This window comes from Paenibacillus sp. JDR-2, from assembly GCF_000023585.1.
In the GTDB taxonomy this organism is placed as follows: Bacteria; Bacillota; Bacilli; order Paenibacillales; family Paenibacillaceae; genus Pristimantibacillus.
The window spans coordinates 893,991-916,902 of the sequence record NC_012914.1 but is presented as its reverse complement, the minus strand read 5'-3'; the positions used below and the strand labels follow the sequence as shown (position 1 = coordinate 916,902).

17 protein-coding genes are annotated in these 22,912 nt (G+C 52.9%); 5 read left to right on the top strand and 12 right to left on the bottom strand.

The annotated features are described in order from the left end of the window. Positions 1-14 precede the first annotated feature (14 nt). Both PJDR2_RS04065 and PJDR2_RS04060 read right to left on the bottom strand, forming a co-directional pair. Positions 15-1,397 carry a sensor histidine kinase gene (locus PJDR2_RS04065; RefSeq protein ID WP_015842412.1) on the bottom strand — a complete coding sequence of 461 codons (1,383 nt, stop codon included), beginning with the start codon at positions 1,395-1,397 and terminating at the stop codon, positions 15-17. Then, positions 1,394-2,068, bottom strand: coding sequence for a response regulator transcription factor (locus PJDR2_RS04060; RefSeq protein ID WP_015842411.1), 675 nt, complete (start codon positions 2,066-2,068; stop codon positions 1,394-1,396). Before PJDR2_RS04060 ends, PJDR2_RS04065 begins: the two co-directional genes overlap by 4 nt. Positions 2,069-2,221: 153 nt before the next feature. Between PJDR2_RS04060 and trxB the strand changes: the two genes are divergently transcribed. Continuing rightward, positions 2,222-3,163, top strand: a complete 942-nt coding sequence (gene trxB, locus PJDR2_RS04055) for a thioredoxin-disulfide reductase (protein ID WP_015842410.1) — start codon at positions 2,222-2,224, stop codon at positions 3,161-3,163. Between the two features lie 183 nt (positions 3,164-3,346). Continuing rightward, complete coding sequence (locus PJDR2_RS04050) at positions 3,347-5,098, top strand: alpha-glycosidase (protein WP_015842409.1); 1,752 nt, start codon at positions 3,347-3,349, stop codon at positions 5,096-5,098. Between the two features lie 376 nt (positions 5,099-5,474). On the opposite strand, the gene dgoD is transcribed toward PJDR2_RS04050, so the two are convergent. The 5 genes from dgoD to PJDR2_RS04025 form a co-directional block, all read right to left on the bottom strand. Next, complete coding sequence (gene dgoD / locus PJDR2_RS04045) at positions 5,475-6,608, bottom strand: galactonate dehydratase (RefSeq protein ID WP_015842408.1); 1,134 nt, start codon at positions 6,606-6,608, stop codon at positions 5,475-5,477. Between the two features lie 40 nt (positions 6,609-6,648). Continuing rightward, a complete protein-coding gene (locus tag PJDR2_RS04040; protein ID WP_015842407.1) occupies positions 6,649-7,425 on the bottom strand; it encodes an SDR family NAD(P)-dependent oxidoreductase in 777 nt (258 codons plus the stop codon). A 9-nt stretch (positions 7,426-7,434) separates the two neighbouring features. Beyond that, complete coding sequence (locus PJDR2_RS31715) at positions 7,435-8,763, bottom strand: carbohydrate ABC transporter permease (protein ID WP_015842406.1); 1,329 nt, start codon at positions 8,761-8,763, stop codon at positions 7,435-7,437. A 39-nt stretch (positions 8,764-8,802) separates the two neighbouring features. Beyond that, the gene (locus PJDR2_RS04030; RefSeq protein WP_015842405.1) at positions 8,803-9,711 is read right to left on the bottom strand and encodes a carbohydrate ABC transporter permease; all 909 of its coding nucleotides are present in this window, start codon (positions 9,709-9,711) and stop codon (positions 8,803-8,805) included. Between the two features lie 88 nt (positions 9,712-9,799). Next, positions 9,800-11,257: an extracellular solute-binding protein gene (locus PJDR2_RS04025; RefSeq protein ID WP_015842404.1), complete on the bottom strand. Its 1,458-nt coding sequence runs from the start codon at positions 11,255-11,257 to the stop codon at positions 9,800-9,802. 206 nt (positions 11,258-11,463) lie between these two features. On the opposite strand from PJDR2_RS04025, the gene PJDR2_RS04020 reads away from it, so the two are divergent. Together PJDR2_RS04020 and PJDR2_RS04015 are read left to right on the top strand one after the other, a co-directional pair. Beyond that, the gene (locus PJDR2_RS04020; protein WP_015842403.1) at positions 11,464-13,269 is read left to right on the top strand and encodes a cache domain-containing sensor histidine kinase; all 1,806 of its coding nucleotides are present in this window, start codon (positions 11,464-11,466) and stop codon (positions 13,267-13,269) included. A 12-nt stretch (positions 13,270-13,281) separates the two neighbouring features. After that, positions 13,282-14,874, top strand: coding sequence for a response regulator (locus PJDR2_RS04015; RefSeq protein WP_015842402.1), 1,593 nt, complete (start codon positions 13,282-13,284; stop codon positions 14,872-14,874). Here PJDR2_RS04015 and PJDR2_RS04010 read toward each other — a convergent pair. From PJDR2_RS04010 to PJDR2_RS03990, 5 genes are all read right to left on the bottom strand, one after another. Next, positions 14,849-15,325, bottom strand: a complete 477-nt coding sequence (locus tag PJDR2_RS04010; protein ID WP_015842401.1) for a hypothetical protein — start codon at positions 15,323-15,325, stop codon at positions 14,849-14,851. The genes PJDR2_RS04015 and PJDR2_RS04010 overlap by 26 nt on opposite strands. Before the next feature lie 861 nt (positions 15,326-16,186). Beyond that, on the bottom strand, positions 16,187-17,842 hold the full coding sequence (locus PJDR2_RS04005) for an alpha-amylase family glycosyl hydrolase (protein WP_015842400.1): 1,656 nt from the start codon (positions 17,840-17,842) through the stop codon (positions 16,187-16,189). 9 nt (positions 17,843-17,851) lie between these two features. Further along, positions 17,852-18,700, bottom strand: coding sequence for a sugar ABC transporter permease (locus PJDR2_RS04000; protein WP_015842399.1), 849 nt, complete (start codon positions 18,698-18,700; stop codon positions 17,852-17,854). Next, entirely contained in the window at positions 18,697-20,004 is a 1,308-nt protein-coding gene (locus PJDR2_RS03995) for a carbohydrate ABC transporter permease (protein WP_015842398.1), read from the bottom strand. Before PJDR2_RS03995 ends, PJDR2_RS04000 begins: the two co-directional genes overlap by 4 nt. A gap of 82 nt (positions 20,005-20,086) precedes the next feature. Then, positions 20,087-21,412 carry a maltose ABC transporter substrate-binding protein gene (locus PJDR2_RS03990; RefSeq protein WP_015842397.1) on the bottom strand — a complete coding sequence of 442 codons (1,326 nt, stop codon included), beginning with the start codon at positions 21,410-21,412 and terminating at the stop codon, positions 20,087-20,089. Positions 21,413-21,848: 436 nt separating this feature from the next. Between PJDR2_RS03990 and PJDR2_RS03985 the strand changes: the two genes are divergently transcribed. Further along, positions 21,849-22,883 carry a LacI family DNA-binding transcriptional regulator gene (locus PJDR2_RS03985; RefSeq protein ID WP_015842396.1) on the top strand — a complete coding sequence of 345 codons (1,035 nt, stop codon included), beginning with the start codon at positions 21,849-21,851 and terminating at the stop codon, positions 22,881-22,883. Positions 22,884-22,912: the final 29 nt, after the last annotated feature.

Here is a 22,912-nt window from a genome sequence, read left to right as displayed (position 1 = left end):
CACCCTTTCTTGTTTCACATTGGCGGTTCTGCGTTCAGCGGCAGCCGGACGACAAATACCGCCCCTTGCTCCGCGTCCTCGATCTCGATCGTTCCGCCATGAATGTCGATAATCTTCTTCACAATAGATAAGCCAAGCCCGCTTCCGCCCTCGGAACGGTCCCTCGACGGATCGATTTTGTAAAACCGTTCAAATACCCGGTCCCGTTCCTCCTCCGGTATTCCGCTGCCCGTATCGGAGATTCGGACGACGGCATAGCCGTTTTTCTCCGACAGCTGGAACGAGATTTTGCCTTCCTCCGGCGTAAATTTAATGCTGTTGGTAAGCAGGTTGATCCATACCTGGCTCAACTGATCCTCGTCGGCTTTAATCACGGTTTCTTCCATTAACAGCTCTACCGTCAGCCGCTTCGCAAGCCAGGTCGGCTCACAGGACAAGACGACGTCGCGGAGCTGCCTGTCCAGCCGGTAGGTGACCGGCTTGTACGGGTGATGCTCGGAATCGAGTGATGCCAGCTTCAGCAGATTTTCGCTTAAGCGGGATAGACGGCTGCTCTCCTGCTTAATAATACCAACATAACGATTCCGGTCCCCTTCCGTCAAATCCTCGCTGCGCAGCGCCTCGGCAAACCCCCCGATTGAGGTGAGCGGAGACTGGATTTCATGCGATACGTTGGATACGAAATCGCGTCGCATCGTCTCCAGCTGCGACAAGCTATGCGCCATCCTGTTAATGCTGTCCGCAAGCTCGCCCAGCTCGTTCTTGTGCGACATCGGAAGCTGTACGCCAAAGTCGCCTTTGGCTATGCGGGTTGTGGCGGCCGTCATCATTTTGAGCGGCTTCACCAGATAACGGGCAGCGAACAGGATCAGAATACAGCCGACAACCAGCAGCGTAATCAGAATGGTGAACGTATTCCGTTGGAAGCTTCGGACCTGCCGGACATGATCCGGGGTAATAAATACGGCCCATTCCGTATTGCCGAATTGAGCCAAGCGTCCGTATGCCGGAGGAGAAGGCGGCCCGCTCTGATGCTCGTCCGCGTAGTTTACCCTTTCCGTTTTGCCTCCAAAAATGTTCTCGACCGTCTTATAAGTCAAATGATTCACAATCGCCCGGCTCGTCCGTCCGACTTGAATAACAAGCCCGTTCCGGTTAACCGCAACGATCGACATCTCCTGAAGACTCGAGACCTGCTCAAGGAACATCGGCAAGGAGCGCGGAGACGAATCGTTGTACAACCGCTCCAGCCGGGTAATCATCATTTCCTCCAAGCCATTCTGCCCCTGCAGATCCCGCCTGAACAGCTGGTTAGCCGTATAATAGGCAATACTAATACTTACTAATACGATGACCAGAAAAGTCACCGCTATTCTTACATATAAGCTGCGGATCATGCCCGCTCCTCCAATCGGTAGCCAAGGCCGCGGATCGTTACGATGCGGAAGCCAAAATCCTCCTCCGGGAACCGCTCGCGAAGCCGCTTAATATGTACGTCAACCGTACGCTCGTCCCCTTCGTAGTTCATCCCCCACAGCTGCTCGATCAGATGCTCCCTCGTGAAGGTCTTGCCCGGATAGCTTGCCAGCTTGAAGAGCAATTCGAATTCCTTCGGCGGCAGCAGGATCTTCTCGCCGTTCGCGACAAGCTGGAAGTCCGAGCGGTTCATCGAAAGTCCGCCCAGCTCCACTACCTGCGAGGAAGCAATGCGGTACCGCTTAAGAAGAGCCTTGACCCTGACGATCAGCTCCGGCGGATCAAACGGCTTCACAACATAATCATCGGCGCCAAGCTCAAAGCCTTTCACTTTATGAGCCGTCTCGCCCTTGGCCGTCAGCATCAAGAGCGGCATGTCGAACGACTCGCGCAAAGCCGAGCATAAGGCCCAGCCGTCCATTTTGGGCATCATCACGTCAATCACCGCGAGATCCGGCTTGACCGCCTCCAAACGGTTTAACGCATCTTCTCCGTTGGTGGCTTCAATCACTTCGTAACCTTCTCTCCGCAAAAACAAGCTGACCAGCTCGCGTATATTGGGATCGTCATCCACGACGAGTATTTTCGGCATAATGGAGCACCTCCTGTACACTATCTTTCTACAATAATACATCTAGATGAAAATAAGATGAACTGTGTTGACAAAGTTTACAGATTGTAATAATTTTAAACTAGAAATTGCGACATATACCAACAACATATAGATTGAGTGGAGGAATTCTTCATGTACAAAACAGTCATTATCGGTACCGGCCCTGCCGGATTAACGGCGGCGATCTATCTGGCGCGCGCAAATATGGAGCCTCTCGTTATTGAAGGCTGGCAGCCAGGCGGTCAGCTCACAACAACAACGGAAATCGAGAACTTCCCGGGCTTCCCTGAAGGCATTCTTGGCAGCGAATTGATGTCCAATATGCGCAAGCAAGCGCAGCGTTTCGGCGCATCCTTCCGCAACGGCTCCGTAAAAAGCGTCGACTTCAGCAAACGTCCTTATACGCTCGACGTTGAAGGCATTGGCGAGATTCAGGCCGAATCCGTCATTCTCTCGACAGGCGCTTCCGCGAAATACCTCGGCATTCCGGGCGAGCAAGAAAACATCGGCCGCGGCGTCAGCACTTGCGCAACTTGCGACGGCTTCTTCTTCCGCAACAAAAAGCTTATCATCGTAGGCGGCGGCGACTCCGCAATGGAAGAAGCGGTGTTCCTGACTCGCTTTGCTTCCGAAGTAACGGTTGTTAACCGTCGCGAAGAGCTCCGCGCTTCGAAAATCATGCAGGACCGCGCACGCGCGAACGAAAAAATCAGCTGGAACCTGAACAAGACTCCGCTTGAAGTCGTTCCTGGCGAAATGGGTCTGAAAGGTCTGAAAGTACGCAACAACGCAACCGGCGAAGAAGAATTCGTAGAAGCGGACGGCGTGTTCATCACGATCGGCCATACGCCTAACACGAAATTCCTCAGCGGCCAAATCGACACCGACGAGCAAGGCTACATCATCGTGAAGCCCGGCACTTCGGAGACCAACATTCCTGGCGTATTCGCATGCGGCGACGTACAAGACCGTCAATACCGTCAAGCGATTACTGCGGCAGGCAGCGGCTGTATGGCAGCTCTGGATGCGGAACGCTTCCTTGAAGCGCAAAGCCATGACGCGGTGCATGCTTAAGATTTTATAAATTCGGGATTGCCTGTGGCCCGTTCGGACGGTTCATAGTATAATGAGGAAGTTCGAACGACAATTTAAAGGCAATGCTACCTATAAAGGTACAACCTCGCTGATTATTATAATTAGCAGGTTGTGCCTTTTTCTGTTTTCTACCCCACTATCCGATTGGAGTGATTTTACCTTATGCTGCTGGAAGCGATCTATCACAGGCCGAAGCAAAACTGGGCTTACGCTTATAACCATACCACCCTGCATATCCGGATTCGCACGAAAAAAAGCGATGCCCGGAGCGTGGAGCTCATTGCCGGAGACAAGTACAACTGGGCTGGAACGTTTACGATCACCGACATGGCCGTACTATCCTCGGATGCGCTTTTTGATTACTGGGAAGCTTCCATCACCCCTCCCTTCCGCCGGCTTCGGTATGCGTTCCGCCTGACGGATGGCGATGAAACGGTGATTATGACGGAGAGCGGCTTTCCGGCCGAGCTGCCGGATAATCCAAATACGTTTTTCGACTTCCCTTACATTAACCCGGTGGATGTGTTCTCCCCTCCGGCTTGGGTGAAGGACGCGGTGTTCTATCAGATCTTCCCGGAGCGTTTCGCAAACGGTGATCCTTCGCTGAACCCGGAAACAACGGAAGCCTGGGGCGGCAAACCAACGCCAACAAATTTCTTCGGGGGAGACCTGCAAGGCGTGCTGGATCATCTGGACTATTTGGCCGAGCTTGGCATTAACGCGGTCTATTTCACCCCGCTGTTTGAAGCAACAACCAATCATAAATACGATACCGAGAACTATATGCAGGTGGACCGTCATTTTGGCACAAACGAGAAGCTGAAGGAGCTAGTCGAGGAATGTCACAAGCGCGGAATCCGGTTGCTGCTGGATGCGGTGTTTAACCATGCGGGCCGTACGTTCCCTCCTTTTGCGGATCTGCTTAAAAATGGCGAGAAATCCGTCTATGCGAACTGGTTCCATGTGCGGGAATGGCCGCTCCGGATTGAGGACGGCATCCCTACTTACGAGACATTTGCCTTTGAGCCGATGATGCCTAAGCTGAATACGGAAAATCCGGACGTGAAAGCCTACTTATTCAATGTGGCGCGTTATTGGATTGAGAAAATCGGAATCGACGGCTGGCGGCTTGACGTGGCCAACGAGGTGGATCATCAGTTCTGGCGGGAGTTCCGCCAAGCAGTGAAATCCGTAAAGCCGGATGCGTATATCCTCGGCGAGATCTGGCATGACGCGATGATGTGGCTGGAGGGCGACCAGTTCGACGCGGTGATGAACTATCCGTTTACGAATGCGGTGCTCGACTTCTTCGGACATCAGACGATTAACGGCAAAACCTTTGCCGATGCCATTGGCCGGCAGCTTGCCGCTTATCCGCAGCAGGTAACGGAGACGGCATTCAACCTGCTGGACAGCCATGATACTCCGCGCCTACTGACGATTTGCGGCGATGACGCGGATTCGATGAAGCTGGCGGCTCTGTTCCAGCTGACCTATCCGGGTACGCCGTGCATTTATTACGGCGATGAAGTAGGCATGGACGGCGATGGCGATCCCGACTGCCGGAAATGCATGGTGTGGGAACCGGAGCAGCAGGATCGGGAGCTGCTCGCATTCTATAAGCAGGCGCTTGCGCTGCGGAGCAAGCACGCCGCGCTGCGCAGCGCAGACATCCGCTTCCTGCAGGCAGCGGATGGCGAAGACGGCGGCGTTATCGTATACGAACGCCGCGAGGGGGACGAGCGCATCCTCGTCGCGATGAATGCGCGAGGGCGCGAGGCCGTTGCCGCCGTGCCATCCGGCGGCAGCTGGGTGTCGCTGCTCGGCGATGAGCAGCGGCTTGAGCCGGCAGCCGGGAAGCTGCAGCTGCGGCTCCCGGGGTACGGCTACGGTATTTGGAAGCAGCTTGTCTAAACAGAAAAAAAGACGGACACAGCATTGTGCTGGTCCGTCTTTCCGTTTTCCCGTCTTATTTAGCTGCTTCCCCACTCGGCCTTACGTCCAACACACTGTAACTCGGTTTTTCCGTCTTATTCGGCTGTTTCCTCTTGCGGCCTAACGCACAAACTCACTGTAACACGGTTTTTCCGTCTTACACGGCGACTTTCCTCTTCGGCCTAACGCCAAAACACGCTGTAACACGGTTTTTCCGTCTTATTTAGCTGCTCCCCTACTCGGCCTAATGCACAAACACGCTGTAGCTCGGTTTTTCCGTCTTATTTGGCTGTCCCCGCGGCTCGCAATAAAACGCACCTTCTCTCCAATAAGGGAAGGTGCGGTACAAAGCCTGTTACCATTCCGCGAACGAACCGTCGTCATAGGCCAGCCGCGGCGTATCCCAATCGCCTCCGAAGCTGCGTTCGATCAGCGCTTCTTCGTTTATTTCAATGCCAAGTCCCGGTCCTTCCGGGATGGCGACATGGCCGTCGATTACTTCGAACGGCTTGCTTAAGTAGCCTTCGCCCAGATCCCACTTCTCCGCCATGGAAGGATGCTCCTGAATGAGGAAGTTTGGCGTGCAGGCATCAAGCTGCAAGCAGGACGCGAGCGAGATCGGTCCAAGCGGATTATGCGGAGCGACGGAAGCATAGTAGGTTTCCGCCATGGCGGCGATTTTGCGGCCTTCGAAGATGCCGCCGGCATGGCACAAGTCAGGCTGCACGATAGCAACGGCACCTTTTTCGAGTGCCTCGCGGAAGCCCCAACGCGTAAACAGGCGCTCGCCGGTTGCTATTGGAATACTTGTCGATTCGGCGACGCGCAGCAGCTGGTCCACGTTTTCCGGCAGGCATGGCTCCTCGATAAACATCGGGTAATACGGTTCAAGCGCGGCGGCCAAACGGATGGCCATTGCCGGGCTGACGCGCCCGTGGAAGTCGATGGCGATATCAACGCCGCTGCCAACCGCCTCCCGCGCGGCAGCAAACTTGTTCACTTGGCTCTCGACGAAAGCAAGCGAGTCCACGTTGCGGACAGGCGCGTCCACGCCGGTCTTGATGGCCTGAAAGCCCGCGGCCACTCGCTTCTTCGCGTTCGCGGCAAATTCCTCCGGCGTTGCGCCGCCGCAATGGCTGTACATGCGGATCTTGTCGCGGACCCGCCCGCCCAGCATTTCATAAACAGGCATGTTGTAGAACTTGCCCTTTATATCCCAAAGAGCCTGCTCAATGCCGCTTATCGCGCTGACGAGAACCGGACCGCCGCGGTAGAACGTGCCGCGGTACATGATTTGCCAGTGATGCTCGATGCGCAGCGGATCTTCGCCGATCAGATAACGCTTCAGCTCTTCGATAGCCGTCGCAACCGTCAAAGCGCGGCCCTCTACGATGGGCTCGCCCCACCCAGAGATCCCTTCGTCGGTCTCAATCTTCAGGAACAGCCAGCGCGGCTTGACATGGTAGAGCTTCATATCGGTTATTTTCACGATTAGGACTCCTTTATTTGTTGAACTCGGCAGCTGCCGGTTAGCCGTTAGTCCCTTTCTCCGCCCATACGGGGAGAAGAGCACCGCCATCCATATAAAGCGTTGTTCCCGTCATATAACCCGCATTCCCCGAAGCAAGGAATACGGCAGCCGCCCCAACCTCTTCCGGCGTGCAGAACCGCCCCATCGGAATGCGGGAAGAAATATCCGCGATGGCCTTCTGTACGCGTTCGTCGCCTTCGGTCCAGCTATTCCTCGTGTAGCCCGGCGCGATCCCGATGACCCGAATGCCGTGAGGCGCGAGATCAAGCGCCATATTTTTGGCAAGCTTGTTTACGCCAGCCTTCGCCGCCGCGTACACCGTCGAATTCGACCAATTGCCCTCCGCATGATTCGAGCTGATATGGATAATGACGCCGCGAGTGCCCTGTTTGACCATCAGGCGCGCCGCATGCTGCGAACAGAAATACAAACCGCGCAAATCGGTATTGATGACCTCCTCGAACAACTCTGGAGGAGTCTCCAGGAATGGCTTCATCCGCGTGATGCCCGAATTGTTCACAAGCACGTCGAGCCGGCCGAACTGTCTCTCCACCTGTTCAATCAGCATAGCGATCTGGTCCAGATCGGCGATATTCGCCTGCACCGCTTCCGCCCTCACGCCATATTCCAGCAGCTGGCGGACGACTTCCTGAGCCTGCTCGGCGCTTTTGTTGTAATTGACGCACACATCGTAACCGGCCTTAGCAAACTCATGCGCGATTCCTTTGCCAATCCCTCGTCCCGAACCCGTTACCAAAGCGACTTTTCGTTCCAACTCGATCCCCTACCCTTTCAGCCCCGTGAAAGAAACGCCTTTCTCAATCAGCTTCTGACAGGACGTAATAATGATCATAAGCGGTATCGTAGCGATGACGAGACTTGACATAATGACGTTGGAGCCAAGACTTCGCCGCTGCTGGAAGTCGTTTAGCGCGACCGTAAAGGTCCAGACGTTTTGCGTTCTCGCAACAACAAGCGGCCACAGAAATTCGTTCCATACCGCGATAAACGTCATGACCGCCACGACCGTAAAGATTGGCGCCGACATCGGCACAACAATGCGATAGAAGATCTTCATCTCGCTTGCGCCGTCAATCCGGCCCGCCTGCAGAAGCTCGCCCGGCAGCTGCTCGAAGAACCCTTTGAACAAGAAGATCACAATCCCCCAAGCGGTATGCGGCAAAATAATCCCCCACAGAGTATTGACCAGATGCAGCTTATCCATCGTCAGATAAAGAGGAACGAGTATCGCTATCTCGGGAATCATGATTGTAGCGACGAAGAAAAGCGTCAGCCAGCCGCTGATTCTGCCTCGCATAAGATGCGCCAGCGCATAGCCAGCCGTACCCCCAATGATAAGCTGAAGGATAATCGTTGCGCCTGTGACAAAAACGCTGTTCAGCAAGAAATGAGGAAAACCGTATGATGCCGTGTTTGTTTTGCTGTCCGAGCTGCCGGTCATTTCCCACAGCACGATATAGTTGTCGAACAGCCGCTTCCAGTCGCTTATTTCATCGATTGTCTGCACCTTTCCCTTGACTACTTTTGATTCGGACAGCCATTTAAGCGCATTTGCCGCCTGCTGCGGCAGCTCGGCGGGGATCGCCGTTTCGCCGCCGTACTTGCCGCCTTCCTCCATGTAGTCGAAGTTCGTCAGCTTGCGGTCCCGAATCTTCTGCAGCTTGTTTTTCATCGTGGCATGGGTAGCGACCATCGTAGGAACAATCTCGGAGCGTCCCACCGTAAACTTGTAGGAAGGCATGGAGGCTTTGTAGACAACAACGCCGTCTTTCACGCCTGTTACCTTCATCGCGCCAACCGCTTCATTCTGCATGCGTTTCCACGTGAACCAGATGGCTTCCATCGCATCAAGCTCGTAATCTTCCTTCTTCAGATCCGTGCCGTCGTAATTAAGGGTCACGCTGACGGATTTCGGCACCTCCGGAACCCATGTCGGCGGAAACTTGTAGATAGTGATGTTGTCTTTCATCGATGAACTGACCATCCAGAACAACGGCACGATGGAAGCCAGGATAAAAAATATGGCAACCGAATAAGAGACGATTTTTACCGATAATGAACCTTTCTCCTTAATGCGTCCGCGTCCAGCCATGAAATGCTCCTTCCTGCTTAGCAAATTCCACAAGAACGTTTAATCCCTGTTCGACAATTTGATTTGCAAATAGGTAATGACTGCGATAATGACAAACATAACAAACGAGATCGAACCCGCCACGCCAAACCGGAACTCCTTAAACGAGCTGTTAAAAACAAGCATGGAGAGCGTCTTCGTGCTGCTGGCCGGGCCGCCGCCCGTCATAATATACATGGGGTCGAAGGTTAGAAAAACGCCGCTAATAAACGAAATAAATTGAATGCCGATTACGAATTTGAGGCTTGGGAACACAATGGAGCGCATCCGGCGCCATGGACCGGCACCGTCGATTTTCGCCGCTTCGATGTTCTCGCTCGGAATGCCCTGCAGCGCGGAATAATAGATCAGCATCCCCATTCCCGTTGCAAAAACGCCCGGCAGCACGATCGACCACTTAGCCATTGAAGGATCATTCAGCCAGCCGTATGGGCCCAGTCCGATGAAATGGAGCAGGTAGTTCAATAAGCCGTAATCCGGATTATAGAGCCACTTCCACAGCAGGTAGCCGGCAACCGCGGGAACCGCCGTTGGCAGCAAATACAAGGACCTTAACGTCTTGCTCGCGAACTTGATCTCGTTAAGCAGCACCGCCTGCACAATCGGCACCCAAAACGTGAGAATGAAATAGATAAAGAAGAACGCAAAGGTATTTCGGAATGCATTCCAGAACTCGGTGGAATGGATTAAATACTTATAGTTATCCAGCCAGACGAAATTGCCCGGCGGGTTGATGACTTTGTAATCGAAGAAGCTCATGTACACGGCTTGAAGAAGCGGATAATACTTGAATAACAGGAAACAGACAATGGCGGGAGATACGAAAGCTATGGCTGTCCAGGAAATCTTAATCCGGGGTCTAACCCGCGCTTGCACCTGAGGCTTCCGGCCTTCTATGGCTGCTTTCAACGTTTGACGCCTCCTTTCCAAATGGCAGGCGGAGCAGCCTGCGGCGTCTTCACGCCCGCTAATCAACTCCGCCTTCCTTCAAGTCCTCTTATTTCTTCACGGCTGCGTTGTACGCGTCGACAACTTCTTTTTGCGCGGCATCCTGAGCTTCCTGGAGCAGCTGCTTCGGATCGGATTTCTCGTCCGTAAGCGCCTTTTGAACCGCTTTAACGACATACGGAGTCAGACGCTCCTTCAGGAAATACTCCAGATGCGTATCGGAAGCCGCTTTGTTCACGGCCGCTACAAGCTCAGGCGAAATGTCTTTTGCGAATTGAGAAGGATCAACGTCGGAGCGAACGGACAGCAAGTTCGGGAAAATTCCGTTGTCTTGCTGGAACTGAAGGTACTTTTCCGCAACCTCTTTAGAGTTCAAGTACATGATGTATTGCCAGGCCGCGTCTTGCTTCTCTTTGGTCGTCTTTGGATTGATGATCCAGTAAGCGCCGCCGATTTGTCCCGGACCTTTGCCGCCAGGACCTACCGGATAAGGGGCAAAACCAACGTCGTTCAAGTCCATGCCTTGCGCAACATAGTCGCCGAACCCGCCGGAGGCTGCATTCGACATCGCCGCACGGCCTTGGAAAATATCGTTCATATTATCCTGGTAGCTTTGGAGCACGTTGTTTTGCACGATTTTATGCGTCCACTTCAAATCTTTATAGAATTGCAGCGCGGTTACGGAGGGCTCTTCCGTAAAGGCCAATTGAACCGTACCGTCCGGATTGACATGCGTCAGATCGCCGCCTGCCTGCCATACGTAGTATTCAAACCACCAGTCCGCCCATTCCATGCCGAGCAGCGTGATCCCGTACTGCTTCTTGGCCGGATCCGTCAGCTTCTTGCCGAATTCAACGAGCTGATCCCAGTTCGCCGGAGGCGTATCGCGGTCAAGTCCCGCTTCTTCGAACATCTTCTTGTTCCAGAACAAGCCCGTTACATACATGTCGTGCGGAATGCCATACACTTTACCGTCGATAGTGCCTGCTTCCATGGAGGAAGGAATGAATTTATCTTTGTCGGCGTAGCTGTCCCAATACGGCGTCAGGTCAAGCGCGAGACCTTGGCCTACCCAGTCCGCGATAATCGGGAAGTGAGCCGAATGGTAGGCATCGGGGCCATTGCCGCCCGCCATCGCCGTTACGAATACTTCACGGTCGTTTGTGCCTTGCGGCATCAATTCGTGTTTTACTTTAATATTCGGGTGCGCGGTTTCGAAATCCGCGTATACCTCTTCTTTGATGGATTTCATCGTGTCGTCCGGATTCGGCTGATCCCATACCGTAATTTCGACGGTGCCCCCGGTTGAAGCCGTATTGTCCGCCGGTGCTTCCGCATTGTCAGACCCGTTGTCGGTCGCCGCGTTGGTGCCGGAAGAGTTATTCGTTGCATTGGAAACGTTTGTCGTGTTGCCGTTATTGCCGCCGCTGCAAGCTGATACCACTAGCATTAAGACAAGAGCAATTGCCAGACTGGACCACGTTCTAAACCGCTGCTTATTCTTCAATCGAACGCCCCCTCAAATGGATATCGGATTTACAAATTCAGTATAGGACTTAAATGATAGCGCTTTCTATATAATATCTTAACCTCCTATTAGGAATATTTTAAGCAACTTTGGAATCAAGACTCTCCTAGAAACAGGAAAACAGTTAAAGCTATCGAATACTTTTTGAGTAAGCGGTTACAGATGTGTTAGGGGGTAGCTTGAACATGTGGTCTCGTTTCCTCAACCTGAACATGCAGTTCCGCAATAAGATGATTCTTTCTTTTTTCATCGTCATCAGTCTTACAGCCATTATTATGGGCTACTCCTACTATCGCATGATGAGCCGCGAGCTCGAAGCATCCACGCTGCAGGGCCTGGAGAGGATGACCACGCAATCGGTTGATACGCTGGATCTTCATTTCAAGACGGTCTCCAATATCGGCTACAGCTATTTCAGCGATACCTCCCTGCAGAAGTTTCTCGATGGCCCTCCCAATACCGACAATGAACAATATTACCGCAACCGAATTATCTCTAATAAGCTGCAAAACCCTCTCGTTTCGTTCATTTCCATCACCCGCCTGGACGGTCAGCAAATTTCGAGCTACTACTATTACAACCGAAGCGTCAAATCCCTTCTGGACGAGGAGCAGGCGAGCTTGTTCGATAAATCGCGCCAAATGGACGGTACCCCCTTCTGGACCGTCTCGCACACGACCATCAGCACAACCGTTACTCCGGTTAAATCCATCAGTTATATTCAGCTGCTCAAGCGCATTACGATGAATGAGCAGCACCCGATCGGCTACATCAAAATCGATATCGACCCCGGCGTGCTGGACAAAATTTTCCCGGAAACGCAGAAGAGCGACGCCGGCAAGTACTATATCGCGGACCGCTCCGGCCATATTATTTTCGCGCGGAACAAGGAGGATATCGGCAAGTCCATTGCGGGCAGCCCCTTGTTCGCGGCATACAAAAAGGCGCCAAGATCAAGCGATTACGTGAACTTCCGTTACGAGAATCAAAATAAAACGTATATCGGCTTCTACGAACGGCTGGATGCGGGAGACTGGATCGTGATCGGCAACATTCCGCTGGACCAGGTGCTAAGCAAGGTGAACTCCTTCCGCCATACGCTTATCGTTATCGCCATGATCAGCTTTCTTGCCGCGATGCTGATTGCTTCTCTTATTGCCGCGGGCGTTACCCGTCCGCTGAAAGAGCTGAACAAAAAGATGAAGCAGGTGGAAATGGGAGATTTCGGAGCTACCATCGAGGTAAAAGGCAAAGACGAACTGTCTACCATCCAGCATAGCTTCAATAAAATGACCGCCGAGATCAGTACCTTGATCTCCAAAGTGTACGAGACGGAGCTGCTAAAAAAAGAAGCGGAGATAAAAGCGCTTCAGACGCAGATAAACCCTCATTTCCTCTACAATACGTTAAGCACGATCGACAGCATTTCATCGATTGACGGAGACGAACGGGTCTCTTTCATATGCGTCGCGCTCGGAAGCATGCTCCGCTACAACTTGAACGGCGGCAGTCTCGCTACCGTTCAGGAGGAAATAACGCATCTGAATCAATATTTGTCCATCTACCAAATTCGGTTCGCCAATGTGTTCGCTTACGAGATTGAAGTGGAGCCCGGTATTGAGGATCTCATTTTGCCGAAGTTTCTCATCCAGCCGTTAGTCGAGAATGCCATCATTCATGGCTTGGAGCAGAAGGTCGGAAGCAAGAAGGTGCGAGTCACGCTTGGCAGCGTAGACGAATCTTTCTTGAAAATCATCGTGGAGGACAATGGGGTTGGCATGGACCCTGCCATGATCGAGCTTTTTCACCGCAAGTTGAGCAATCCGAACGCGATCGTGTCCAGACAGACCTCTTCCAGAACGATGATCGGCTTGGCGAACGTATTCAAACGGATTCAATTGTATTACGAAAGCGATCCGAGAGTTGAAATTTACAGTCAGCCGGGTGCTGGCACCAAAATTTATTTCGAGCTGCCGAAGCGGACGGCGTAAGGGGATGATCGGATGAAGGTGCTTATCGTGGAGGACGAGCCGCTTCTGCGGGAAGGTTTAATTCGCAAAATCGATTGGGAGACGCTTGGACTTACGCTTGCGGGTGAAGCCGGAGACGGATTCGAAGCCATGTCCCGGCTGGTTAGCTGCCAGCCCGATATCGTCCTTACCGATGTGCGTATGCCCGGCATGGACGGGCTTCAGTTCATTAACCAGGCACGCACGATCTCCCCGAATACGAAATTCGTCATTATTAGCGGCTTCAATGAGTTCGAATACGTACGCGAAGCGCTGCTCAATCACGTGAAAGATTACTTGCTAAAACCGATCGACAAAGAGAAGCTGCGCGTGCTTCTTGCCGGCTTAGTGGAGGAGCTGCGCGCAGAGCGGCAGCAGGAAGCGGATCTCTCCAAGCTGAACGCGCTGGACGAAATGATCCGCCAGAGCCATTTGCAGCCGCTGGATTTTCAGCTTACGCATCTGATTACGGAGCAGGACGCCCACTTGGACGGACTCCCCGCCGGGCTGGTTCAAAGCTGCTCGTTCGTTGGCATCACCGCGCGTATCGTCTTCCGCAACGAGATCTCCCGCTTTAAGGAAAACGAGGAGCCGCTCGCGCGATTTGCCGTCCAGAACAGTATTGAAAACGCGCTCGCCGCGCTCCCGGTTGAAGTCCTGGCGTTCAAGCACGCTTACCACTCGGAGGAGATTGTTGTCTTTCTCGCCTCTCCTACAGGTGTCCTCGACATGGAAAGTATCATAGAAACGTTAACGCAGACGGTTGGTTGGATTCGCCAGCATTTTGGACTTGTCGTATCCGTCGGCGTCGGCGGCGTAAAGGAACAATTGACGCAGCTTAGGCTCTCCTGCATGGAAGCAAGGAAGGTGCTTCAGAATAGGCTGCTATTCGGAGGCGGCAGCGTCTATACGGATACGGTCAACCAGTCGCATGCGGCGGCGGTATTTCCTCTTCTTCATCAGGCGGAGCGCGGTTTAACCGCCTTGCTGGAGGATGGACAGCACCGCGAGTTTCTCGCTTTTGCTTCCGAGCTGTTCCACACCCTGGCGGAGTCGCCCGGCGCACGGTATGAGCACGTCGAATATCTGTACACCGAGATCATTCATGTTCTCCGCAAGCATGCCGCCAAGACGGCCTTCGAGCTGCCGAATTGGAATCTCGGCACGCCTATCGCAAGCCTCGAGAGCTTCACGGATTGGCGGCAGATTATTTCGGTGATCGAGCAGCAGCTAAAGCGGCTGAGCAGCGTGCTCGATGGCGGAGCAGAGCGATCCTGCGACGATATAATCGATAGCGTTCAGCAATACGTTCGGCAGCATTACAATGAAGAGCTGTCGCTGCAATGGGTCAGCGACAAATACTTTATCCATCCTAATTATTTCTCGAAGCGGTTTAAACAGATCGTTGGCATTAGCTACAACGACTATGTAACGCGAGTCCGCATCGAACGGTCCAAGGAGCTGCTCAAGACGACAACGCTAAAGATCGCCCGAATCTCGCAGCTAGTCGGGTACGAGGATCAAGGCTATTTTTGCAGCGTGTTTAAGAAAGTAACCGGCGTTAGTCCGTCGGCGTACCGGATTTGAATCGATACCGGATTAGTGTGATAACCGATTGAATGAAGAGCAGCAGCAGGATGCCGCTTAAGAACGAGTAAAAGTTGATGTAAATCGTATTCGTATAGGGGTTTAGCCAGCCAAATTCATTCGTTCGGCCATCAATCCGATCACGTATCCGCTGGGCTTTATCCACCTGCAGCAGGAGCGATACCGCAAGCAGGGCAAGTAGAATTACCGATACCCGTACTCTATTGTACTGCACCAGATACCGCTCCCTATGTACGATTAATGCAATGCCGGTCAACAGCAGCAAGTACGCCGGCAACTCGATGAGCCACAGAATAACCGCCGGGTTCGAGTTGCCGGAAATGCTTATGCCCGGGATCATCTCGATCGTAAACCAATCAACAAGAAAAATAAGAACAACATTAATCAAGAACACAATGAGCGTGGCAATCCGCAATGCTTTCGTATTCAATGTTCCGCCCCTCCTATAACCCGAGCTTACTCAGCTATCAATTTCCGCAGACTACTATTGTACCGCTCTAGGGGTTGGTTCAAACCCCAGTCACTTCGGTTTCCTCATCGGAGCCTTTTTCCTGCTTACCCGCCAATCGCCAAGCTCAAACCGATACTGCCAACATTGGCTCCTCCTCGGACTCGAGCTTTCTTGCTCCACCCGCTGCAACACGGTTTTTCCTTGCTATTTCGCTACTTCGCACTCGAGGAATCACGATTCACCCGCTGTAACACGGTTTTCCCCTGCTATTTCGCTATTTCAGACCCGAGCACTCACAAGCCACCCGCTGCAACACGGTTTTTGCCTGCTATTTCGCTACTTCGGACTCGAGCACCCCAGCTCCACCTGCTGTAACACGGTTTTTCCTTGCTATTCAGCTACTTCGCACCCGAGCACTCACGAGCCACCTGCTGTAACACGGTTTTTCCTTGCTATTTCGCTACTTCGGACTCGAGCACTCACGATCCAACCGCTGTAACACGGTTTTTCCTTGCTATTTCGCTACTTCGGACTCGAGCACTCCAGCTCCACCTGCTGTAACACGGTTTTTCCTTGCTATTTCGCTACTTCGGACTCGAGCACCCCAGCTCCACCTGCTGTAACACGGTTTTTCCTTGCTATTTCGCTACTTCGGACTCGAGCACTCACGATCCACCTGCTGCAACACGGTTTTTGCCTGCTATTCCGTACACATCTGGCACGTCAAACAACGCCTGCCGAGCTGCAGCAAGTTTTTTGCCTGTGCGTTACGACCGGGTGGCAAGAAACCTTCGTCCAAACATACAACAAAAAATCCGGTGCCTGAGGCACCGGATTCGTCTACTTCAATATAACGCTGCTGTATGGCGGCAGCGTGACGCCGCCGCCGCTTAACTCGGCGGCGTTATCGCTCTTACGGCTCAGCTCCGCGAATGAGCCGAACTCTCCGGCCAGCTCCGCCTTCTGCGGCTGGCCGGACAAATTATGCAGCACGAGCACGCGCTCGTCTGCTGTTGCCCTCACGTACGCGGATACTTGCGGTACCGCGTTCTTCAAGCTGTACGCGGCGATACCCCCGTCGCGCAATGCCGGCTCCTCGCTGCGCCACTTGAGCAGCATCCGATACCAAGCAAGCAGCGACTGAGCATCCCGCTGCTCGCTTTCCACCGATACGGCCGATCCGGCAACATTGTATTTACTCTGCTCCCAATTTGTCTGGCCCTCCCCGCCTTCCGGGCTTGCATACCAGACCATTGGCTCGCGCAAATACTCATCCGGCTTAGCCCCAGCCATGCCAATCTCTTCGCCGTAATAAATAAACGGATTTCCCGGCAGGGTGAGCAGCATGGCCGCAGCCATCTTGGCATGGGCCAGATTGCCGTTTAAAGCAGTCATCACCCGAGTCTGATCATGGTTGCTCAGAAACGGCGCATCCACATACGTTCCGCCCGAGGACTTCTCGTACAACCCGTATGCCTTGCCAAGCGTAAAGGCCAGATCCGAATCCCGCTCCCGGTCAGCCGCGCTGATCAGCTTGCCAGCAAGATCGAAATCAAAAGCCGAGTCCAGCCCCTTATCCAGATAAGGAGCAATAACAACCGGCGAATCCCATACCTCGCCTACCAGGTAGGCATCCGGCTTCACGTCGGACAAGCCACTGCGAAACTCCTGCCACCATTTTTGATTCGCCGCTTGAATCCCGGCGCTATTAATGGTTGAAGCATAGTCTCCGTAAATATGCTTGGCCGCATCGAGCCGGAAGCCGTCCAGTCCCTGCTCCAGCCAATATTGGCCGATGGACGCAAGCTCTTGGCGTACATCCGCATTGTCAAAATCCAAATCCGGCATGCCTTCCCAGAACACGCCTAAATACTTGCTTTTCCCGTCAGCCGCCAGATGCCACGGATTGCTGCCAACCGCGCCGTCCGCCTTCGCATCCTCATCGGCCCCGGCAAAATGATACCAGCTCCGATACGGACTATCCGGATCCGCAAGAGCCTCCTTAAACCACGGATGCTCCGTGCTCGTATGATTCACGACCAGGTCCTGAATGACCTTGATACCGCGCTTATGCGCCTCAACCGTCAGCTTCTTCAGATCTTCAAGCGTACCGTAATCCGGATTGACCGCCCGGTAATCCGTCACGTCATACCCGTGATAGCTTGGCGAAGGATTAATCGGCATCAGCCAAATCCCGCCGACGCCGAGCTGCTGCAGATAGTCCAGCTTAGCCGTTACGCCGTTCAGATCGCCAATCCCGTCCCCATTCGAATCATAGAAAGACCGGACAAAAATCTCGTAATAAACGGTGCCCGGCTGTTCATCCACCGGCTCCGCGGCAGCTTCCTTTACAGCAGCGGCAACCGTCGGGGCAGCCGAGGCAACAGGCTCATCTTCCACCTTCCCGACGCCAGCGTTATTCACCGAGCAGCCCGCAAGCGAAGCTGCCAAAGCGGCAGCAACCGCAGCGCGGGCGCACCAGCCTCTATAAGCCATAATCGCCCTTTATCCTTTCGAAGCGCCTGCCGTAAGCCCTTGAACAAGGAACTTCTGCAGGAAAACGAAGAGCAGCGTGATCGGAACCGCGATCAAGACAGCGCCGGCGGCAAACATCGTAAAGTTCGAGTTCTGATACGAGCTGACCAGATCCCACATGCCTACGGCAAGCGTCCAGTTCTCTTTCGAACGAAGCACCAGCCGGGCGAAAATAAAGTCGACCCAAGCTCCCGCAAACGTCGTCAGCGCGACATAGATCAGAATCGGGCGGGCAAGCGGCAGCATGATCCGGTAGAAAATCTGCAAGTGGTTCGCGCCGTCAATCCTTGCCGACTCATCAAGGCTGCGCGGAATCGTATCGAAGAACCCTTTTATCACAAACCCGTTCATCAATACCGAACCAGCGGAATAAACGATGATAATCGCTGCGTGGGTATCAAGAAGGTTAAGCTGAAGCAGAAAAATATACACCGGCACCAGGCTCATAAAGCCCGGGAACATGCCGAGGACAAGCAGGGTTGTCAGCAGGGTTTTCCGCCCCTTGAAACGGAAGCGCGACAACGCGTACATGCTCATCGTCGACAGAATCGTCGAGAAGATCATGGACAGGAAAGCAATTTTGAGCGTATTGAGATACCATCTGCCGTACAGGAATACCTTCGAATGGAACAGCTCCGTGTAGTGCGACAGCGTAAACGACTTTGGAATAAACGAATCGCTGTACAGCGAGGTACCCGGCCGGAAAGAAGACAGCAGCACCCAAAGAGCCGGATAAAGACAACAGATCGCAAGCAAGGTCAGCACCACGTAGCTGAGCGTCAGACGTATATAACGGTTCTTCGATTGACCAGCCTTCATTGGATCATATCCTCCTCTTTGAACGACTTCGTGCGACGATAGTTAATAATCGAGAACGTTGCGATAATGATGAAAATAATAATGCCAATCGCCGAAGCCATATTGAATTGGCTGTTGTTCAGCGTCAATTTGTACAGCCACGTAACAAGCAGGTCCGTGCTGCCCGCATATTGGTAATTGCCGTTCAGCGGTTCGCCGTTTGTCAGCAGGAAGATCAAGTTGAAGTTGTTGATATTGCCGGCAAACTGCGTAATCAGAATCGGCGCCGTTGCAAACAGGACAAAAGGCAGCGTTACGATTCGGAACTTCTGGTAGCCGGAGGCTCCGTCCACGTCCGCCGCTTCGTAGAGATCCTTCGGAATAGCGGTTAGCACGCCAAGAATAAGAACCATCGATACCGGAATGCCCACCCACATATTAACGAGAATAGCGGTTGCCTTCGCCCAGGTCGGATCCGTCAGCCAAGGCAGCTTGCCGAAACCGAAATACGACAGGTACTGGTTAATCGGGCCAAATTGTCCGTTGAACAGGTTGCGCATAACAAGCAGCGAGATCAGCTGCGGAATCGCGTAAGGCAGAATAAAGAGCGTCCGCCACAGCTTTTTAAACTTAACATCCTTCTGTTCAATGAGCAGAGCAACAAGCAGGCCGCCGAAATAGCAGGTTGCGGTCGCAAGCACGGCCCAAATAATCGTCCAGGTAAAGACGCCAAAAAACGTTCTGCTCCAGGATTTCAGCGTCAGCAGGTCCTTAAAGGTGTTGAAGCCAACCCAATCGACCAGCTTCGCCGGCGGAATATGTTGAGGCAATGAGTAGTTCGTGAAGGAAAGCAAGATCATGAAGACAATCGGCATAATCGTCAGGAACAATACGCCGAGCCCCGGAATGGTCAGCAGCAAATGAGGAAACTTGCGGTCCCACACATACCTGACGGACTCCCGGAAGGTCGCGGCCTGAATGCCTTGATCTCGATTCGCCCCCGTACGGTACGCATCGCGGATATTCATAATGTAAATGGTGATAAAAAGCGCCAATACCAGAACCGTAATTAGTCCGTTAATCATCAGGAAGATCGAATGATCCCCTTTGACCGTCTGATAAACCTTGCCTACCTTCACCATCTTGGATGGCGTATCGCCAAGCGTCCAAATCCCCCACAGATCATGCACAAGGCGAGGGATAAAATAAACAAGCGCTGCCGCCTCCGTCAGGAGCAGCAGTATTCCCTTCATATATTGCCGGTTGTACAGTTGGCCAAGCCCCATAGATACGGCGGACAAAATAGCACTGCGACGACCATTCATACCCGTGTACTCCTTCCACGGCTTACGCCCGCCGAAACTGCTTTCGGCGGGCGAGCCATCTGTCTCTTATTTCGCTATGCTATTATTTCGTCGTGCCTTTAGCCGCCTCTTGCACTTGCGTAACCGCATTGTCGAGAGCTGCCTTCGGATCTTTGTTCTCGTTCCAGATATCAGCTAGAGCTGCACCGATTGGATCCCAAACGCTGCCCATTTCCGGAATGGAAGGCATCGCTTGCGAATTTACGAATTGCGCCGCAAAACCGCTCGAGATTTCATCCGCTTTGAACGTTGGATCTTCCATCGCTTCTTTGTTCGCCGGAATGGCGCCAGTCAGCGAGTAGTCTTTCAGTTGGCCTGCTTTGGAAGAAATAAAGTTAGCAAACAGACGGGAAGCATTCGGGTATTTCGTAAACGAGTTCACGTACCAAGCTTTTACGCCGGAGAACGAAACAGCCGGTTTGCCGTTGATGGTTGGGATTGGAGCTACGCCAAAGTTAATGCCGAGGTTCTTGAAGTCGCCCACTTTCCAAGGACCCGTAATCGTCATCGCCAGCGATTTGTCAGCGAATTTGCCTTGGATAATGTCCGCGGAAGCGTCGCCGGATTTGATCGGCAGAATTTGCTTCAAGGACTGGAAGTACTTCAGACCTTCAACCGCGCCATCGTTGTTCAGGCCGATGTCAGCAGCGTTTGTACCGTTCTCGCCAAACACATAACCGCCGGTTGATGCGAAGAAGATGTAGTTGAAGTAGAAGTTGCCCATTTCCCACATGAGGGCATATTTATTTTTTGCGGGATCATTGAATGTTTTCGAGAATGTAACGATGTCGTCAAACGATGCCGGAGGAGTCTGTACCAGGTCTTTATTGTAGAACAGCGCGTACGTTTCTACCGAACGCGGGTAACCGTACAGGATTCCGTCCGAAGTTACCGCGTTAACCGCAGCTTCGGCGTTTGCTGTTTTCGTGTCTTCTTCGAAGAAATCGTTAGGAAGAATAAGTCCGGCTGCTACCGCTTGACCAAGGTTGTCATGCGGGAACGTCACAATGTCGGCACCAATGCCTGCAGGGCCGTCAGTTGTCAGCTTTTTCACTTGATCCGGCGACTCTACTTCCTCGATTTTGACTGGAATATTGTATTGCGCCGTAAATTCCTTCGCCATTTCTTCTACGAAGCTGCGTTCGTTCTTGGAATCCCATACGGTAAGCGTTGCGCCTTCTTCCGGTACGATCGCCTCATCTGCAGGATCCTCGCTTGCGCCTGCATTGCCTGCGTTAGCCGAAGCTTCTTCCGTTGCCGCGGGAGCGTTTGTTGCCGCGGAATTACCGTTGTTATTGCTGCCGCCGCTTCCGCAAGCCGACACGATGAACAATGCCGTGATCATCGTCGTTACAAACCATTTTTTCATTCTTAATGATCCCCTTCCGTTTTTTGTATGACTTGGATAGTTGCGCCCGATCTTACCCGTTTTCTGTGTCTGCAGCGGTCTACCGCTATTTGTCGATCTGTGCAAACGTTTGTGCAATTGGCAGCAGAAAATCAAGGGCACTCGTCGTTTTCATCCGTTTTTGGCCTTTTTAACGCCAATACTTGTCATGAAAGCGTTATATCCACGAGCTCATCATACAACAGCCTATTACGTTTGTTAAAACGTTTGCACAGATGATTAGCGCAAGTAAATTTATGGTTATCTCCCGTTTTCTTTGATTTTCTTAAATTTGCCCAATATTTCACTTATTGCTGGGCAAAGTACCGAACTGCCAGTTTACTTTAAATGACCGTTCAAGTAACATGGATGCATAGAGTTCAAACGATTGCATAAGAGTAAGGGGATCACGATAACGATGGTAACCATTAAAGATATTGCGAAAGCTGCAGGTGTTTCCCCTTCGACCGTGTCGAGGGTCGTATCCAATCATCCTCGGATCAGCAAGGAAACGTCCGCCAGGGTAAAGAAGATCATGGAAGAAATGGGCTATCACCCAAACGTCATGGCCAAAAGCCTTGTCTCGAAGACAACCAAGACGTTAGCCATCATGCTCCCCCGCCCCGCGGAAGAGCTGTTCCAGGACTTCTTTTTCGGAGAACTGTTACGAGGAATATTGACCCACTCCACCAGAGCGGGCTACGATATGCTGCTTACGACGGCAACAAGCGCGCATGACGAGACCGAGACGATCTCCCGCCTCGTGTTCGGCCGGCGCGTAGACGGCGTCATTCTGCTGTCCGCAAGAGTGAACGATCCGCTTATCCGTTATTTGCACGAGCAGGACTTCCCAAGCATTCTGATCGGCCGCGCCGGCGAGGAATACAGCCGCGTGATGACGGTCAACAACGATAACGTGCAAGCCGCTTATGACGCCACTCAACACCTGATCAAGCAAGGCCATAGCCGGATCGGCTTTGTGAGCGGACCAACCAATCTGACCGTTTCGAACGACCGGTTGGAAGGCTATAAAAAAGCGATGCGCGAGGCGGGACTGCCCATGCAGTCGGAGTGGATTGTGGAAGGGGAATTTCTGCAGGAAAGCGGCTTCCGCGCGATGTCTTTTATCATGGGACTGCCGGAACGACCGACAGGACTTGTCGTCATCGATGACGTGGTGGCGTTTGGCGTGCTTCGCGGCTTAACCGAAATCGGCTACAAGGTGCCCGATGACATCAGCCTTGTCAGCTTCAATAATATTGCGTTGTCCGAGCTTGCTACGCCGCCGATCAGTTCCGTGGATATCGGTACGTACCAGCTTGGCTATACGGCCTCGCAGCTGCTGATCCGCCAAATTCAAGACGAGCCGATCCATCAATCGCATGTCATTATCCCGCACCGGCTGATCGTACGCGAATCCTCCGTTCGCCTTGCCGCCAGCCGCGGTTTTTAAGTATGCAAAACCTTTCCTTCGCGCACACT